The following is an 18,196-nucleotide window of genomic DNA, read 5'->3' as shown; positions in this document are numbered from 1 at the left end:
TGTATAAAATGAAATTGTAGAAATATTCATTCAGGTGATATTGGAGGAGAAAAGATGAAAAAAAAGGGCTATCATGTAGCTGTTGTTGGGGCTACAGGTGCGGTAGGACAAAAAATTATTGAACTGTTAGAGAATGAAATGAAGTTTAATATAGTTGAAGTTACATTGCTTTCGTCAAAACGATCCGCTGGTAAGAAAGTAAGATTCAAAGGAAGAGAGATAATTATAAAAGAGGCAAAAACAACTAGCTTTGAAGGTGTAGATATTGCCTTTTTTAGCGCTGGGGGAGAAGTATCTAGACAATTTGTAACTCATGCAGTTTCTAGTGGTGCGATTGTAATTGATAACACAAGTGAGTACCGAATGGCGCAAGATGTACCGCTCGTTGTTCCGGAAGTGAATGCGCATACTTTAAAGCAGCATAAAGGTATCATTGCAGTTCCAAATTGTTCAGCATTACAGATGGTAACAGCACTTCAGCCGATTCGAAAATCATTCGGTTTAGAAAGAATTATCGTTTCAACATATCAAGCCGTATCGGGTTCTGGCATTCATGCGATTCATGAATTACAAGAGCAGGCTAAGTCTATGCTTGCTGGTGAAGAAGTGAAAAGTAGTATATTACCGGCGAAAAAAGATAAAAAACATTACCCAATAGCGTTTAATGTACTGCCTCAAGTAGATATATTTACAGACAATGATTTTACTTTTGAAGAAGTAAAAATGATTCAAGAAACGAAGAAAATATTAGAAGATGAAAACCTGAAAATGGCAGCTACTTGTGTACGTGTTCCAGTTGTATCAGGGCATTCAGAATCGGTTTATATAGAACTGGAAAAAGAAGCAACCGTTACGGAAATTAAGGAAGTATTAATGGATGCACCAGGTGTTATTTTGCAGGATAACCCTAGTAAACAGCTGTATCCAATGCCATTATATGCAGAAGGGAAAATAGATACATTTGTCGGAAGAATACGTAAAGATCCTGATATGCCAAACGGATTCCACCTCTGGATTGTTTCTGATAACCTATTAAAAGGTGCGGCTTGGAATTCAGTTCAAATCGCAGAGACTTTAGTAGAAAAGGGAATACTTTAATCTAGTTTGAAAAACCGGGGAATCGATAATCATTTTCCGGTTTTTATCCCGCTATTTGCTGGGCAGTAAGACCCCCACTGATTAAAGCTTCACTTTATTTAATAATTGTTTTCTTTATTTCGCCCAACTTTAATTTAAATTAGTCGTTATTGAATTTTTATAAATATCTACTTTATGTGCAGTGAAGCATAAGGTTTTGGATTCTGCATGAATTGTTAGGTTAATAATAATCGATAACGGCATTTCGACCGTTTTCACAATATCTTCTATAGCAATATACTCATTTTCTGCTTCGTTATAATAAACAACAGAACGAATTACTGCCTCGTTATTTTCAATGTCAATTTCACACATCATAGGGAATTTTTCACCATTATGTAAGAATAGTTCGCCTAGTACGATTGAACCGTTTAGCTCCTCTGTAAAATTAGTAGTTGCTGCTGGTTTTACCCATGTTTCGTCATGTTCTTCGTTTTCCTCTTCATCTATTGCCCATTCCCAAATGGGGTTTTGTTTTAGGTCTTCAATAGTTAATTCATCAATTGGTTTGCAATTGCTCATACATAAATTCTCCTTTTGCTTTGATAAATAAGTTTCTTAATCTCAAAAATTAGATGATTGCTTACGAGTAAGTTCAATATAGTATTTTGCTCATTTGATATTAAACTATTTTATTTTGAAGTAAAGCTTCTGTAGCAATATTAACAAAAAAATAATTATTTAGTAAATAATTATTAGTGGAGGTTTTAAAGTGGCATGGAGTTAAGGTAAGGTAGTAAAAAACATCAAGAATGAATGGGATTCATTTGGTACGATATGGATATGTTTAATAAGAGGGGGAATTTGATGTATCAAGTAAAGGGGTATTTTTCATCGCTCAAAGGAAGTCATTATGAAATTGGTAAGCAACAAGGTGAATTTGTGAAACAACATTCTTATCTTATTCCGCAATTTATAGAGCAAGAAAACTTAATATCGCATAACCATTGGACAGAATCTAGAAATATATTAAATCAATATTGTTCTGGAATTAATGAAGAAATTGAAGGTTTTTGTGAAGTGTTAAAAATTCCTTCAAAAAATATGATGTATTACTATCAAACACTATTGAAAGCAGGTTGTAGTCATTGTGCAGTATTACCTAAAAAGACAGATTCAACTCACACTTATGTATTAAGAAATTATGATTTATCACCAGTAATAGATGATATGCGTTTTTGCTCGACGCATGTTGAAGGTGCGTATGCACATAGTGGCTTTTCTACTCAATATTTTGGTCGAACAGAAGGGGTTAACGAACATGGATTATCTGTTACATTTTCAGCATGTGGTCAACCAGTAGGAAACATTGCAGGTTTAAGAAAGCCAATGGTAAATGGTTTACAGTGTTTTGCGGTAATTCGATTGTTGTTGGAGAAATGTAAAAATGTGCAGGAAGCTAAATCACTAATAGAAGAAATACCAATTGCTAGTAATATTAATTTAATAGTAGCTGATCCTTTAAACGCAGCACATATTGAAATATTTGACGGTCATAAATCCACAACAACGATTGATGGTGACAACCAAACTTTTATTGTATCAACAAACCATGCAGTTAGTTCATCAATTAAGAAATTAAATAATAGGAAATTAGAACAATCTACAAAGAGATATCATGTTTTACATGAGCATTTAAATGGATATGAACAAGTGAGCATAGAGTCTTTAAAAAAGTTAGTAGAAGAAGAATATCCTGATGGACTGACTGTACATAACTATGAAGAATGGTTTGGAACTTTACATTCTGTATTATTCGATTTACATGATCGTACAATGAAGATTTGTTTCGGATCACCACTTTTAAACGACTGGTACTCATTGAAAGTTGGAGGAAGTATGCCGTTTTCTGAGGTGAACGTGAACTTTAAAAATAAAACTTATACTGACTTTTGGAGGGAAGATAAGAATGAATTGATGCCTAAAAGATAAATGAGATAAGATGATAATGAAGAGAGTGCATTTACACTGGAGGGATTACCAATGCTAAAAGTTATGTTACCATTTGTTCTTATCTTTTTTCTTGTTATTGCGATGTATATTGCTTATCAAAAGAGAAAAAAATCTGGGATAAAAGGATTGAAAAGTGCGTTAACTTCTATTTGCTTCTTTTCACTCGCAATTTTAAATATGTTTGCATATTGGTTTCACTTTGGCGGTGCTTTTACTTGGTTATTTTCAATTGTATTATTGCTAGTTGGTGCATATTTTACTAAATATATTCCAATATCTAAAAAGGTACATTAAAATCTATAAGAGTTTAATATAATGTTTACTTTGTTTTGAAAAGAGATTATTCTACTAGATCGTTGTGAAACGGTTTCATAGGATAATCTCTTTTGTTTAGTTTTGGAAAGAACGTACTGTACTTTTTAGTTGCTCAATAAATTCTCGAGTTGCAGCACACATATATTTATCTTTTCTATAAATTAGCCCTATTTCAATTGTTGGAGTAGGGTTTTCTATTTTAATAGCTTGAATGTTTTTATTTTGTAAAAAGTCTATATATGGTTTGGGTAACACTGTAATTCCCATTCCTTTGGAAACCATTTGGATTAAAGATTCCATCGTGCTAATTTCTAAAATTGGTCTTGGTTTAAAGTTGAATTTTTGACAATGAGATGTAATTAGTTCGGTTAAAAAGAAATTTTTAGGTAAAAGAATTAAAGGGTAGTTCTGTAATTCAGCAATAGATACATGATTACGTTCAGCTAATCGATGACCAGTTGGCACGACTAATGTAAGATCGCTTTTGTATAGAGGGATAGAGAGAATCTCTTTATCTTGCACCGGGAGAAATGTAATTCCAATATCTAGTTCGCTTCGTAATAATTTTTCACGAATATCTCCTGTGCGAAGCCCTAATACAGAAAGCTCTATATTGGGATATAAATTATTGAAATTTAAAATAGCTGTTGGTAGTAAATAATTTACGACGGTTAACAAAGCCCCTATTGTTAAGGAACCTTGCTGTAATCCGTTTAGGTCTTGAATAGCTGAACGAGCTTGTTCGACTTCATGAAAAATGGTTTTACTATGTGATAATAAAATCTTCCCTGCTTCAGTTAAAGATATTTTTTTACCAATTCGATCGAAAAGTGGCATTCCTACTTCATGCTCTAATGCACGTATTTGTTGACTTAGAGAAGGCTGTGAAATATTTAATTTCTCAGCTGCTTTTGTGAAATGTAATTCTTTTGAAACAGCTAAAAAGTATTCAAGTTGTCGTAATTCGATTGGAATCACCTCAAGTATAATAATAGGTTATACCTATCATTATTATATAAATAATTGAATTGAACAATGATTTTAAAGGTTTTATAATCATCTTTATATAGCAGAGAGGGTTGTAAAAATTAATTGAGAGAAAATACATGTAACACTTTTAAAGGAGGAAATAGAATGGCTAATGAATATCAATTATTATCTTTAAATATAGGATTACCAAAAGAGGTTACATACGGTGGAAAGGTAGTTCATACAGGCATAAATAAGAAACAAGTAAAGGAACCGGTATATTTATCCTTTGTAAAATTTAATGGGGATGGACAAGCTGACTTAGTTCATCATGGAGGAGTAGATAAAGCAGTTTGTGTTTATACTGGTGATCACTATCCATACTGGGAAAAAGAATTGAATCAAGATCTTGTATATGGGGCTTTCGGAGAAAATATAACAGTTAGTGGTATGAGCGAAGAGGATGTTTGTATTGGTGATACGTTTGAGCTAGGACAGGCAATCGTACAGGTAACACAACCAAGGCAACCTTGTTTTAAATTAGCAAAAAAATATAATATTCCAAAGTTACCACTATATTTTCAAGAAACAGGATATACAGGATTTTATTTTCGTGTATTAAAAGAAGGATGGGTATCATCAGTCGACACCTTAAAAAGACTACAGTCTGATCCAAAAGGTGTTTCAGTAGCATTCGCTAACCGTATTATGCATAAGGAAAAACAAAATATTGAAGGGGTAAAAAGGATATTAGAAGTAAATGCACTTTCAAATAGTTGGAGAAAGTCTTTTGAAAAGCGTATAAGTGGAGAAGAAATTAATACGAAGGAAAGACTTGAAGGGATAAAAGAATAAAAATATTTTATTATCAATAGTGTATTTCTATTAGTAAAAGCTAATTAGAAAGCGCTATTTTTATAAAATAAACTAATTAATATCCGAAAATCTTAATATTTTTTTATTCGACTTATTTTCAAATAGTCGAAACATAAAATTAATTAGACTTTTTTTTTATGTTTTATGATAGTATATTGATTGGTAAGACCTCTATTTTTAAGAGTAGGTCATATAAGTATATCTAATTTAATGGAATTTAACATTTGGAGGTACAACATGGGGAATGTTGAAAAATTGGCAAGTCTTCTAATAGAAGAACCGAAAAGGGAGCAGTTATTTCCTTTATTTGAAGAAGTGTTTGGAATTACAACTCAAACATTGAATGATTTTTCGGATAAAGGATATTGGGATGATACATATAAAGCTTTATCATTTTTACAAGAAGATAAAGTGATTGCAAATGTTGCGGCATTTTCACTCCCGTTATTAATTAATGGTGAAAAAATAAATGCGGCGGGTATTCAATCAGTAATGACACACCCTAATTTCCGTAGACAAGGGCTAATGACACAATTAATGAGTAAAATGATAGAAGAAATTGATAAGAAATGTGAATGTGCATTATTGTTTACGGAAAAACCTGAACTATATACAGCATTTGGATTTAAAGTTGTGCAGGAATATTTGATGACTATACCATATGATAAAAATATTAATAATAACCATTCACTACTTAAAAAGTTAGATTTCTATAATATAGAGAATAGACAGTTAATACATGAAACGATTGATAGTAGCCAAAGACTTTCAAATAGTTTTTCAACTTTAAACTTCCATCCTTCATTTTATTTGAATATGTATGATTCGGAATGGAATGAGAAATTGTATTATTCAGAGAAACTAGATGCTTTAATCGTTTATGAAGTAGACAATGAAAAGTTGAAATTATTTGGAGTATTTGCGCCAGTACTTCCGGTTTTAGATGAATTATGTGGAGAAATCAATGAAAGGTTTACGGAAATCGAATTTTATTTTTCACCGGATCAATTAGGGGTTGAGGATGTACAGTTTACAGAATTACAGTCTAGCAAGTATTTAATGGTTCGAAGTGATAAAGAGTTAGATTTTAAAGGTTATAAATTCCCAGTATTAGCGGAGTTTTAAATGTCTATATAAATGCTTTATTATGGAGGAGCTATGAATATATCGTATATACCAGAACGTATTGAGCAACTCACTATAATGAATGTACCTGAATACTATAAAATTAATGATAATCATGCGTTTATTGTCCGTTCGAAAGCAGAAACCGATTTTTGGCTTAAAACACATTATGGTTTTGAAGTAATGAATGGTCATGTATTTTATAATGAGATGATGACAGACTTTCAAGCTGAAGTTCAGTTACGTATGAATCCAAATTCAAAATTCGATCAAGCAGGTCTTTTTGTTATGATTTCGGAGAACTGTTGGCTAAAAACATCTTTAGAATATATCCCTGAAGGGCCATCTCACTTAGGTGCTGTCGTAACGAATAATGGATATTCTGATTGGTCAACGCAAGATTATCCAACAGAAGCAGCTAAGCAACAACTTCGTTTTCGAATTATTCGAAAACGCGGTGATTATACAATATATGTGAAAAAGAGCCATCAATGGGAACAAATAAGAATCGCTCATTTAATGGAGGATATAGGGAGTGAGCCTATTAAAATAGGTTTTTACACGTGTAGTCCTTCTAAAAATAAGGGATTTGAGACTGAGTTTTTAAATTTTACAATTGAAGAAATATAGATGAAAAAAACCGTATTCTTTTCATTAAGAATGCGGTTTTTGTATTTACATAATATAAAGCACATTTATTGACCAGAAAGTCATTAATACTTATCATTTAATAATGTTAAATATTAATTTGCATAATATAATAAAAGTAATGAAGAAATTACAAAAAATATCAATTAAATAAGGAGGGATATGAATTATTCAGTGGTAATTTTATGGGAAAAGGAGATTATGTATGAAATCATTTCGTAAGTTATTACAGTATTTAAAACCATACATGTTCTTCGCTATTATTGGACCGCTATTTATGGTACTTGAGGTTGCGATGGACTTAATTCAACCGACTATTATGCAACATATCATTGATGTTGGGATTGCAAATCGGGATTTAAATTATGTAATAAAAATGGGGCTTCTTATGATAGGAGCAGCAGCACTCGGTTTAGTTGGAGGGCTTGGGTGTATGATGTATTCTACAAAAGCAGCTGTTAATTTCGCTACAGACATACGAAAAGATGTGTTTGCGAAAATAGAAACATTTTCTAGTAATAATCGTGATTCATTTGGAACAGGTAAATTATTAACGATCGTGACGAATGATATCACTTCCATTCAATCGGCAATGACGATGACATTACGTGTTCTCGTTCGTGGTCCACTGTTATTTATGGGAAGTATAATTATTGTTTTTGTAACAGCGCGAGAGTTATTTCCAATATTACTTGTAGTTGTTCCGATTTTATTACTTGCGATTATTTTAATTGCAAGTAAAGCAAGTGGTACATTTAAAAAGGTGCAAGAGGCATTGGACAAAGTGAATACAAAGTTACAAGAAAATTTATCTGGTGTACGTGTTATAAAAGCGTATGTAAGACAAAAATACGAAATCGCCCAATTTGGAAATGTAAATACAAATTTAACGAAGATAAATATTCGAGCTGTGCAACTTATTTCTTTAATGATGCCAATCATTATGCTAGTTGTAAGTGGCGGGATTGTCGCAACATTATGGATTGGTGGAGAAAAAGTATTCAATGGAACGCTTCAAGTAGGAGCGATTTTGGCATTTATTAATTACTTGAATATCATTTTAATGTCACTTATGTCGATTAGCATGGTATTTATTCAAATTGCGCGAGCTTTTCCATCTGCGGATCGTGTACAGCAAGTGTTAAATACCGAGGTTGATATTATAAGCGCAGCTAATGCAATCGAACCTGAGAAAATCGAGGGGAATATCGAATTTAAAAATGTTAGTTATAGTTATACGAAAAATAATGAATACGTTTTAAAGGATATTTCGTTTAGCATACAAAAAGGTGAAAAAGTAGGGATTATTGGATCAACTGGAAGTGGTAAATCTACCTTAGCGAAACTGTTACCACGTCTATATGATGTGGATCAAGGTGAAATATGTATAGATGGAATAGATGTTAAAACATATGATTTGCAAAAACTCCGTGCTTCAATAGGGTTTGTACCTCAGAAGGCTTTGTTGTTCTCAGGTAGTATAGAAGAGAATTTACGTTATGGTAAAGAAAATGCAACACATGATGAGCTGGAAGTAGCAGCTGCATCAGCTTGTGCGACTGAGTTTATCAATAAGCTGGAAGAATCTTATCGATATAATTTAACACAAGGTGCGACAAATCTATCAGGTGGACAAAAACAACGTGTATCAATTGCAAGGGCACTTGTGAGAAAACCACCGATTCTCATATTAGATGATTCTACATCAGCAGTTGATGCAAAATCAGAGGCTACTATTCAAACAGCTTTAAAAACAAAATATAAAGGCACAACGACATTATTAATCGCGTCCAAAATTTCTTCCATAATGGATGCGGATAAAATACTTGTATTAGATAATGGTGAATTAGTTGGCAATGGTACACATGAACAATTGTTAGAACGAAGTGAGGTTTATCAGGAAATTTATCTTTCCCAAGGTGGTAATTTGCATAAAGAAGGTGGGGAAGAACATGCGTAATTTTCAAGGGCAATTTGCTAATAAAGGTGGACGAAACACACCGAAGATGGGAAAAGCTAAAAATGCCCAAGGAACTGTAATGCGGATATGGAACTATATGGGCTATCAAAAAGCTGCTCTAATGTTTGTTATATTTCTAGTCGTTGTTACTACTTTACTTGGATTATTAGGTCCCTATTTTATGGGAGTCATTATAGATCAATATATTGTACCGAAAGATTTAAGTGGTACAGCAAGAATGTGTATGTTACTTATCGCGATTTACGGTGTAACTGTACTTTTAACATGGTTACAAACATTTGTCATGATTAACGTTGCATTAAAAACAATTCAAAAAATACGACAAGATATTTTTGAGAAAATCCAAACGCTTTCTTTACGGTTCTTTGATGTGCGTTCTCAAGGTGATTTAATGAGCCGTGTGACAAATGATATAGATAATTTGAACCAAGCTTTGACACAAAGTGTTGTACAAATTATTTCATCAGCGCTAACTTTTATAGGTGTAACGATTGCGATGTTCGCCTTAAATTGGATTTTAGCAATTGTAACTTTAATTACAGTACCTATTATGTTTTACGTTACAAAAAAACTAGTTGCATATAGTGGTAAAAACTTTGCGAAGCGTCAAAAAGATTTAGGTGAATTAAATGGATTTATTGAGGAAGCAATTACAGGTGCGGATGTTACGACGTTGTATGGAAAAGAAAAAGAAACTGTACAAAATTTCAATAAAATTAATGAACAGCTAAGAGTTTCAGCTACGAAGGCTGATACATTTTCAGCTTTTATTTTTCCAAGTATGAACTTTATTAATAACTTAGGTATGGGGCTTGTCATTGGGACTGGATCAGTTATGGTCTTAAACGGAATGACAACAGTGGGTGTTATTGCGGCTTTTATTAATTATTCTCGTCAATTCTCAAGACCGTTAAGTCAATTTGCGACTTTAATGAATACAATTCAAGCGGCAGTTGCTGGTGGAGAACGTGTTTTTGAGATTATGGATGAGGTACCAGAAATTCAAAATAAAAAAGACGCATTTGTTGTACAAAATTTACAAGGGCATGTTGCACTTGAGAATGTTTCATTTGGCTATGCAGAGAATAAAACGATTTTAAAAGAAGTGAGTCTTAAAGCGCAGCCAGGAGAGACAATTGCTTTAGTTGGCCCGACTGGATCAGGGAAAACAACAATCATTAATTTGTTAACTCGCTTTTACGATATACAGCAAGGACAAATTCATATTGATGGAAAAGATATAAAAGATTATGATATTAATTCTTTACGAAGTAAAATAGGAGTAGTTTTACAGGATACGTATTTATTTGCTGGTTCGATTATGGATAATATCCGTTATGGACGCTTAGATGCTACTGATGAAGAAGTTATCACTGCAGCTAAGGCAGCATCTGCACATTCTTTTATTAAGCATTTGCCAAATCAATATGAAACAGAAATTGCTTCAGAAGGATCGAATTTAAGTCAAGGACAAAAACAACTTCTTGCGATTGCACGAGCAATTTTAGCAGATGCAGATATATTAATTCTCGATGAAGCGACATCTAATATTGACACAAGAACAGAATTACAAATACAAGCAGGGCTAAATAATTTAATGAGAGGTCGCACAAGTTTTGTGATCGCTCACCGACTTAAAACAATTGAAAAAGCAGATCAAATCCTTGTTATAAAGGATGGAAGAATTTTAGAAAGAGGGGATCATGAGTCTCTCATGGAAGATAAAGGGTTTTATTTTGATCTGTATACGAGTCAGTTTAAAATATAGTAAAAACATTGATATGTTGCGGTTTCTCTTGAGAGGAGAAACCGCATTTTTTATATTTGTAAATATTACTATTCAAATGGTTTTTCACTACATATTTTAACAGCATCCTCCTGCATTCCAGGCAAAACATGTGAATAGCGATTTAATGTTATGAACATATCTTTATAACTGAATTGTTCACTTACAGTCTTTAGATGTATACCTTGTTTCAAAAGTAGCGTAGCATGTGTATAACGTAAATCATAAAATCGAACCTTAAAAATCGGAATTTAAATAAAAAGAGCGCTGTTAAAAGCGCTCTGAGACAAACTATATATTTAGAGAGGAATCAAGATAATATATGGATATTGTTTGAGAATGTTGTAGGTTTTAATTAAAAATAAAGCACACATATAAGTGTGCTTTTATGAACGCTTTAGATTTGTATGACTATATAGTCAACATACAATAAAATATGCTTGTTTGATATAAATGTGTGTCAAATCTATAAAAATATATTTTAGTGTGTATAAGGAACATTAAATGTTAGTTAGCCAAGTCTTTTGTTTTTATCCCGCATTAACGGGCAACCCAATTGGTGAGGGCTAATAATCATGGGGGGATGAACTAAACCCCAATGATTAAAGTTTCACCTTATTAACGAATTTGTGCAACTGTTAACGCTGCAGAACGAATATCTACTGTACCTATTACTTCAACGGGGACAATTTGAATTAAATCACCTGGGTTTAAGTTAATTAGAATGACGCCACTTGATACATCGACTTCACCAGTTCCAATAATATTAGAACGGACTGCGGTTCCGGATCCTGCAATAACATTAGTCGATGAATTTAATGTCAAGAAAAAGCGTGCTGCTTCTGGGGCTACTGGAACGTTATCAAGACTAATCGTTAATGTATAGCTAATTTGATAAATACCAGCTACTTGAATTTTAATACCAGTTCCAGTACTAATTGTATCATTGATTACAGGGACAGTAATGTTAGGATTTGGGCCTGTACTAGGTAATAGTAGTGGTGTAAATAATGTTGCAAATTGAGGTGAAGTAGCATTGAAGGCAAAACCTAGGGCAGGTAGTGTACTAGGTGCTTGTGCTTCACAATTAAAATTAGCGAATTTACGAATGGATGAGCGCATATTTTCACTCCTTTCTTGTATTTAGATTTCGTGAGTATTAACTTCACATTTTGGACAAGCATAATACAATATATGAAAATTTATAGTAGATAGTGCACAAGCGTTACTATTACGGATAAAGCTATGAATAATAATAAATACAATATGGAAAAAGCAGTTAGCTAATTTAGCTAACTGCTTAGTCGATTCTCCAAGAGCAAATAGACGAAAAATTATTGCGCTATATAAAAGATCACTATAGATAAGTGCTCTTTTTGAGAGTGAGTATAAATTTCTATCATTCTATCTAGTATTTGCACTGTATTATGTAGTTGCTACTAAAATTGATGTGAATTTTTAAAATTAGAGGTTTCTTTTAATGAAACCTCTAAAAAGACAACTAAAGTTACGTTATAGTAAATTCAATTGCGATAGGAGTGCCTCCATCTAGGACTGCTCCTCCTACAATAGTAGCAGCTGTAGTAGTCACACCAGTAATAGTATCACCTGTTTGAATAACACCATTAATATAAAGTGTTAAAAAGGCATAAGAAGCAGGGAATGTTGTTACAGCACCAGTGTCATCAGTGAAGTCTGTGTTAGCAAAAGTTAAATCTGCTCCAGCAGCAGTTCCTGTTGCGGCTGTACTTACAAATCGTCTTCCAGCTATAAAAGGTTTAACGATAGGCATTTATGTTCACCCCTTTTTGAAAATTAACTCGGACAAGTGTTTTGAAAGTTTTGTCCTGTATCGTATAATATGCTGTGCTTCTACTAAGAGATACGGCTTGTATACTAGTAAATAAGTATAATTATTATGCGTTTTATAAGTTAGGTTCTTATAAGTAATTAAGTGGTTAAGGTTGGATTTTGTATATGGTATGTTTATGTTAAAAAAGAGAGCTCTTTTAGAAAGAGCTCTTAATCAAATTATTATCTTAGTGTTGGAGGGAAACTGGCGGCCTCAGTGACAGATGGTAGAAATAATTTACGTGGTATGGTAATAAATTCAAGCGCAATTTGCTTTGGATAAAAAAGTATTTGAGTTAAATCTAGAGCATGTATTAATAGTATCATGAAGCTTGTAAGAATGATAAAACTACCCCAAAAGAAACTTTTTGAAGTGTTGCGGAAATCTTTTATTAAAGAAAAGAATGAAAAAAATGCGGTAACAATGAGAATAAAAAATTTATACTTATCAGCCATTGTGATCCTCCTAAAGAACAGTAATTTATATTATACCGTATTTTTCAATATTATTATAAAAAGATTTCAAAGTGAATAATAAGAAAAAAATAAAGCCATAACTTCAAACATTAGTTTAGGTTCTATTGTTTGAATTTTTTGTTTTAGAAGGTATATAATCTGAAATTGAAAATTTTCCAAATGAATTACCATTTTTTATTTCTGATCCAACATCAAGTGCTTAATGAAATGGTATGAAAGATTATAGGCTAGTGATACGAGATTAAATAAGAGGAATTTGCGTGCTGCAAGCGTCCTAGCTCAGATTTCTACTAGAGAAAAGTATTTAGTTGGAGTTGGTATGTTAATAAAAAACGGATGGATGTCGAAACTAAATATTCATGACATTAAGGACAAAGATCAGGAAATATAATTTGGTATTCTGGGAATAACCGGAGATCCGTAGTTAAGGTTGCATAGTATTTGTATTTTTTTTCTAATTTTTCAATTGTTGTTATGTGATGAGAACCTAATCCACGTCGTACACTATGTTGAGAAAGAGTCGGCCCAATTTGTAATTTTCGTTTTTTCATTGGATCGTTCCATGGACTGTAAAAAAATTTAAAAATAAAAGCAGGTTCCATGTAAATGCTATAAGGATAATGCGAACCATGTCTCCCGACTCTATAGTTCCCGTGCGAATTATTGTGAATTAATCTACCGTTAAGATATAGTTGATTTGGATTAGGTTGAATTATTATGCCGTGATAACGTTGTTTAACAAGCGGAGAGCTATATCTTGGATTAGTGTAGCCATGAGTCGGTTCGTCAATCATCATAATCATTCTTATTGAAAACATATTGCCACCCATAGTGCTAAGTGATTTGAAAAATTGTTCTTTATTATAACAGCACAGGAATTCTGTCGTATTCAATACCATTTTCCATCCTGTAATTTCTCTTTCAATTTCCATAACTTCTTGATCAACTAAATAAGCATCAAATTCGAGTGATTTTGAGTTTCGTATTTCCCAATTAGGAGCGAATGTTTTACAGATTTCAACTGAACGATCAGTGGATCCACGATTAATAAGAATGCCATGATCAAATAGCTTTGTATGGTGCATTAACCACCATGGAAGTAAATATTCTTCATTGTAAAAATGAGAAATTAAAGTAGTCTTAATCAAAATCACCTCCGTATTTAACCTGTTTCTTATTTAATATGATATGGAAGGAAACCTATTGTTAGAAGGTTTCCTCTTAAAAGTTTTAAACCACATAGGGTATGTGGATGGATTAGTATATAAAGTAGTCTGATTGATAAAGAGTGGTATTAAAAAGTACAAAATCTAAAATGAGCATCGAATTAGTGTATAACGATTGAAACAGCACTGAAAACTAATAAAACAGCCATAATGATGTTGAATAATTGGTTATGTTTTACTAATATTTTTTGGAATATTGAACCAAATAAACTCCAACTAAATGTACTTAGTAAACCGACTATACCTAGAAATAATGAGAAAAGCAGAAAACTTGAATATGAATTGTAGTAGGGGAGTATGAAAGTCGATACTACAGTCAGTCCGAATAATATCCCTTTAGGATTAACGAATTGAAGAGAAATCCCCACAGTGAATAAGTTTTTATTATCTTTTTCAACGGGATTCGTACTGCTTTTACTAGTAAGTATTTTAATAGCTAAATATAACATATACGCTACACCTAAAATTTTTAAAGGGAATTCGATTATGGGTAAGATATTAAGTAGTACAACATTAAAGAAACTACATAAAGAAGTGAGGATGAAAAAACCAAAAGCTACTCCGAAGCAAAAGTTTATGCTTCTCTTTAATCCATGTTGATTTGCGTATGTCATAGCTAAGAAATTGTTAGGACCAGGTGTGAAGCTACTTATAAATACAAATAACAAAAAAGAAAATATAGGCATTTGAACCCCCCTAATTATTTTTGTATGTTATAATGACCGAAAAGAACAATATAACGTGTGCTTTTTATTATACATAACAGTCGTTATATTGTATATAGTGTGGGAGTGTTTTTTATGGAAGAAATTCAACTTATACTAGCGAAAAATTTAAAAACTATAAGAGAAAAAGAAAAATTAAGTTTGGAAAAAGTTTCCCAATTAACAGGTGTGAGTAAAACGATGATTGGACAAATTGAAAGAGGAGAATCAAGCCCGACACTAACAACAATATGGAAAATTGCAAATGGCTTGAAAGTTTCTTTTACCTCTTTAATCAACAATCCTCAGCCTGATACGAAAGTGATTTTAAGAAAAGATATTCAAGCATTGTCTGAAGACAATGGAAAATATAAAGTGTATCCTTCTTTTCCTTTTCAAGATGATAGACATTTTGAAATGTATACAGTAGAAATAGAAACAGAAGGGAAATTAAGTTCAGAAGGGCATAAAGAAGGCGCAGAAGAATTTATTACGGTATTTGAAGGTGAATTGACAGTAGAAGTGAATAACTGTCAATATACATTAAATAGTGGAGATTCAATTCGTTTTAAGGCCGATAGATCACACTCTTATTATAATTTAGGGGAATCTTTGACTCGATTAAGCATGACAATTTATTATCCAACTGCATAAGTTTACATTTATAGTAACAAAAGATAAAACCATCTTTAAGAGATGGTTTTTATTTTTTATTACTCACAAAAAAAGACACTCATCTGAGTGTCAACATAGTATTGCTCTCGCGTATAGGATTGGAGTACGTTTCTCAAATACGTATTGAGATGGTTCGTAAAAAAGAAACTGTCTTCATATTTAATGTAACATCGGTGGAAGTCAGTGTAAATTGATAATATATATACGGAAAATTTAGTATAGATAGTTTCTACTATGAATATAGTGCAATTTGTTCTTTAATGCGCCACCACTTTTATGAAATAATTGGGAGGTTCTTATCATGACAGACTTAGTATTTAATAATGTTTATTAGAAAAAGAATGAATCATTTTTAAATCGATTCGTATAATTGTTAGAGAGGCACCTGTTGAACCACCTCCAACCAAATTAACGATGTATAATACGCCGAATAATTGAAGTGAAATTGTAGTATCGGCAATTAAATTATTGTTATAATTTGAAGTTGATATAGCGGGAGAAAAAATAGAACCAGGAAGTGGAGTAGAAGCGTTTAATAGTAGTTTTGTTCCAGCGAGTAGAGCAGTTGTCGTATTAACTTGATAGGTTAAATGATATCTTCTGGTTACAGGAATTGTAAATATATCGTTTGAGGCGTTAACTGTAAAATTACCGAGGCTTTGGTTATTAGAAAGAGGAATATTAGTTCCGCCTAATATCACAGTGATGGGATCACCTAATGTATTATTAGCGAACATAGAGTTTGTTGTAACTATTGACCCAGTATTTCTGGTAGGTTCAGTAAGTCTGTATGGAAGAATAATTTCAAGAGTCGTTGATACTAGTTTTTCTATTCTTTTTTCATTTTTATCTTGAGTATAAATTACCTCATTTTTAAATTAGAATGCAATAAGTTTCGTGTTTTTGGAATGGAACTATCATTTTATTATATTAATAGGGGTTATAGCAACGGTAAAATGTTTAATAACTGTATGAATCATTTGGAAAGAAAAAAGAATAGTTATGAAAGCATTTCTTAATAATAGACTCATACTTATGTAAGTTAATTAAAAATATGTGGAATGAGGAATTAAATTGAAGCGGAATGACAAATTATCAATAAATAAAGGTAAGATAGAACCTGAGAATATTGGACCTACATTTTCAGCTCTTCCACCAATATATATTCCAACAGGAGCAACAGGAGCAACAGGAGCAACAGGAGCAACAGGAGCAACGGGGGCAACGGGGGCAACAGGAATAACAGGAGCAACGGGAGCAACAGGAATAACAGGAGCAACGGGAGCAACAGGAATAACAGGAGCAACGGGAGCAACAGGAATAACAGGAACAACGGGAGCGACAGGAACAACGGGAGCAACAGGAACAACAGGAGCAACGGGTGTAACGGGAGCAACGGGAGCAACGGGAGCAACAGGAGCAACAGGAGCAACAGGAGCAACGGGAGCAACAGGAGCAACAGGAGCAACAGGAGCAACAGGAGCAACAGGAGCAACAGGAGCAACAGGAGCAACAGGAGCAACAGGAGCAACAGGAGCAACAGGAGCAACGGGGGCAACAGGAATAACAGGAGCAACGGGAGCAACAGGAATAACAGGAATAACGGGAGTAACGGGAGCAACGGGAGTAACAGGAACAACGGGAGTAACAGGAGCAACGGGTGTAACGGGAGCAACAGGAATAACAGGAATAACGGGAGTAACGGGAGCAACGGGAGTAACAGGTCCTACTGGGGGGATTGGCCCTCTAACAACAACTAATTTGCTATATTACACTTTTTCAGATGGAGAGAAACTTATATATACAGATGCAGATGGCATAGCTCAATATGGTACAACGAATATACTATCACCTACTGAGGTTTCATATGTAAATTTGTTTATCAATGGAATTCTGCAACCACAACCATTCTATGAAGTTAGTACTGGTAAACTAACTTTATTGGATAACCAACCACCATCGCAAGGTTCTTCAATTATTTTACAATTTATTATTATTAATTAAAAAAGACAGATTCTTAATGTGAAAAGGAATCTGTCTTTTTTGTTCTGAATTACATTCGGTAACATTAAGTGACGATAAATTCAATTGTAATTGGAATTCCGCCGTCTAATGCATCCCCACCAGGAATTGTAATAGCACCAGTAGGACCAGTAGTAACACTGGAGTTCACGCTTGGTTGAAGAATACCGTTCACATATAAGTTGTAATACGTGAAAGTCGGAAAAGCGGTTGCAGTAGTACCCGCATCGTTTAAACAAGCTGTGGCAGCAATTGCAAAAGCCGCACCTGTACCTGTGCCGGCTCCTAGTGTAGATGTAAATCTTCTAGATGCCATAAATGGTTGAATGATAGGCAATTAATTTTCACTCCTTACAATATTTTATTAGAACGAAGTATAAAATAACTTGTCCACTATATTGTATGAGAGTTTTTTATAATAGAAACGGCTTCCCCTTTAAAAGGGGAGCCC

Annotated in this window: 19 protein-coding genes; 10 read left to right on the top strand and 9 right to left on the bottom strand. The window is 33.1% G+C overall.

The genetic code is table 11. From position 1 onward, the window contains the following. The first annotated feature begins 54 nt into the window (after positions 1-54). Entirely contained in the window at positions 55-1,098 is a 1,044-nt protein-coding gene (locus ACK1U5_RS06750) for an aspartate-semialdehyde dehydrogenase (RefSeq protein ID WP_113710710.1), read from the top strand. Positions 1,099-1,227: 129 nt separating this feature from the next. Here ACK1U5_RS06750 and ACK1U5_RS06745 read toward each other — a convergent pair whose 3' ends face one another. After that, positions 1,228-1,659, bottom strand: a complete 432-nt coding sequence (locus ACK1U5_RS06745; protein ID WP_048568004.1) for a hypothetical protein — start codon at positions 1,657-1,659, stop codon at positions 1,228-1,230. Between the two features lie 285 nt (positions 1,660-1,944). On the opposite strand from ACK1U5_RS06745, the gene ACK1U5_RS06740 reads away from it, so the two are divergent. Together ACK1U5_RS06740 and ACK1U5_RS06735 are read left to right on the top strand one after the other, a co-directional pair. Continuing rightward, positions 1,945-3,069 (top strand): C45 family autoproteolytic acyltransferase/hydolase, encoded by a 1,125-nt coding sequence (locus ACK1U5_RS06740; RefSeq protein ID WP_113710709.1) that lies wholly within the window; start codon positions 1,945-1,947, stop codon positions 3,067-3,069. A 51-nt stretch (positions 3,070-3,120) separates the two neighbouring features. Next, positions 3,121-3,384: a hypothetical protein gene (locus tag ACK1U5_RS06735; RefSeq protein ID WP_000921858.1), complete on the top strand. Its 264-nt coding sequence runs from the start codon at positions 3,121-3,123 to the stop codon at positions 3,382-3,384. Between the two features lie 96 nt (positions 3,385-3,480). Here the strand turns inward: ACK1U5_RS06735 and ACK1U5_RS06730 are convergent, their stop codons facing one another. Beyond that, positions 3,481-4,383 (bottom strand): LysR family transcriptional regulator, encoded by a 903-nt coding sequence (locus ACK1U5_RS06730; RefSeq protein WP_448814783.1) that lies wholly within the window; start codon positions 4,381-4,383, stop codon positions 3,481-3,483. A 156-nt stretch (positions 4,384-4,539) separates the two neighbouring features. Here ACK1U5_RS06730 and ACK1U5_RS06725 point away from each other — a divergent pair, with 156 nt between their 5' ends. The 5 genes from ACK1U5_RS06725 to ACK1U5_RS06705 all read left to right on the top strand — a co-directional run bounded on the left by ACK1U5_RS06725 (position 4,540) and on the right by ACK1U5_RS06705 (position 10,772). Beyond that, complete coding sequence (locus ACK1U5_RS06725) at positions 4,540-5,229, top strand: MOSC domain-containing protein (protein ID WP_001263003.1); 690 nt, start codon at positions 4,540-4,542, stop codon at positions 5,227-5,229. Positions 5,230-5,487: 258 nt separating this feature from the next. Then, complete coding sequence (locus ACK1U5_RS06720) at positions 5,488-6,375, top strand: GNAT family N-acetyltransferase (protein ID WP_000528676.1); 888 nt, start codon at positions 5,488-5,490, stop codon at positions 6,373-6,375. A gap of 33 nt (positions 6,376-6,408) precedes the next feature. Then, positions 6,409-7,005, top strand: a complete 597-nt coding sequence (locus tag ACK1U5_RS06715; RefSeq protein WP_069604900.1) for a DUF1349 domain-containing protein — start codon at positions 6,409-6,411, stop codon at positions 7,003-7,005. A gap of 223 nt (positions 7,006-7,228) precedes the next feature. After that, positions 7,229-8,983 carry an ABC transporter ATP-binding protein gene (locus ACK1U5_RS06710; RefSeq protein WP_000834788.1) on the top strand — a complete coding sequence of 585 codons (1,755 nt, stop codon included), beginning with the start codon at positions 7,229-7,231 and terminating at the stop codon, positions 8,981-8,983. Beyond that, complete coding sequence (locus ACK1U5_RS06705; RefSeq protein ID WP_001243555.1) at positions 8,976-10,772, top strand: ABC transporter ATP-binding protein; 1,797 nt, start codon at positions 8,976-8,978, stop codon at positions 10,770-10,772. The genes ACK1U5_RS06710 and ACK1U5_RS06705 overlap by 8 nt, the downstream gene beginning before the upstream one ends. Before the next feature lie 636 nt (positions 10,773-11,408). Here the strand turns inward: ACK1U5_RS06705 and exsF are convergent. From exsF to ACK1U5_RS06680, 5 genes are all read right to left on the bottom strand, one after another. Next, complete coding sequence (gene exsF / locus ACK1U5_RS06700) at positions 11,409-11,912, bottom strand: exosporium protein ExsF (protein ID WP_001257877.1); 504 nt, start codon at positions 11,910-11,912, stop codon at positions 11,409-11,411. 385 nt (positions 11,913-12,297) lie between these two features. Continuing rightward, positions 12,298-12,582: a DUF4183 domain-containing protein gene (locus tag ACK1U5_RS06695; RefSeq protein WP_001123247.1), complete on the bottom strand. Its 285-nt coding sequence runs from the start codon at positions 12,580-12,582 to the stop codon at positions 12,298-12,300. A gap of 242 nt (positions 12,583-12,824) precedes the next feature. Continuing rightward, positions 12,825-13,097: a hypothetical protein gene (locus ACK1U5_RS06690; RefSeq protein WP_000774115.1), complete on the bottom strand. Its 273-nt coding sequence runs from the start codon at positions 13,095-13,097 to the stop codon at positions 12,825-12,827. 386 nt (positions 13,098-13,483) lie between these two features. After that, positions 13,484-14,266, bottom strand: a complete 783-nt coding sequence (locus ACK1U5_RS06685; protein WP_113710707.1) for a glycosyltransferase family 2 protein — start codon at positions 14,264-14,266, stop codon at positions 13,484-13,486. Between the two features lie 179 nt (positions 14,267-14,445). Continuing rightward, positions 14,446-15,030: a LysE family translocator gene (locus tag ACK1U5_RS06680; protein WP_001121281.1), complete on the bottom strand. Its 585-nt coding sequence runs from the start codon at positions 15,028-15,030 to the stop codon at positions 14,446-14,448. Between the two features lie 57 nt (positions 15,031-15,087). Here ACK1U5_RS06680 and ACK1U5_RS06675 point away from each other — a divergent pair, with 57 nt between their 5' ends. Next, positions 15,088-15,702 (top strand): helix-turn-helix domain-containing protein, encoded by a 615-nt coding sequence (locus tag ACK1U5_RS06675; protein ID WP_100240153.1) that lies wholly within the window; start codon positions 15,088-15,090, stop codon positions 15,700-15,702. A gap of 338 nt (positions 15,703-16,040) precedes the next feature. Here ACK1U5_RS06675 and ACK1U5_RS06670 read toward each other — a convergent pair whose 3' ends face one another. Then, positions 16,041-16,586: a BclA C-terminal domain-containing protein gene (locus tag ACK1U5_RS06670; RefSeq protein WP_033667963.1), complete on the bottom strand. Its 546-nt coding sequence runs from the start codon at positions 16,584-16,586 to the stop codon at positions 16,041-16,043. 211 nt (positions 16,587-16,797) lie between these two features. Here ACK1U5_RS06670 and ACK1U5_RS06665 point away from each other — a divergent pair, with 211 nt between their 5' ends. Next, the gene (locus ACK1U5_RS06665; RefSeq protein ID WP_448814782.1) at positions 16,798-17,727 is read left to right on the top strand and encodes a DUF4183 domain-containing protein; all 930 of its coding nucleotides are present in this window, start codon (positions 16,798-16,800) and stop codon (positions 17,725-17,727) included. A 64-nt stretch (positions 17,728-17,791) separates the two neighbouring features. Here the strand turns inward: ACK1U5_RS06665 and ACK1U5_RS06660 are convergent, their stop codons facing one another. Further along, positions 17,792-18,082, bottom strand: a complete 291-nt coding sequence (locus ACK1U5_RS06660; RefSeq protein WP_001121647.1) for a DUF4183 domain-containing protein — start codon at positions 18,080-18,082, stop codon at positions 17,792-17,794. Positions 18,083-18,196: the final 114 nt, after the last annotated feature.

This window comes from Bacillus sp. XB1 (genome assembly GCF_053557995.1).
Note: the sequence above shows the minus strand (reverse complement) of the source record. Positions and strands in the feature narration are given on the sequence as shown.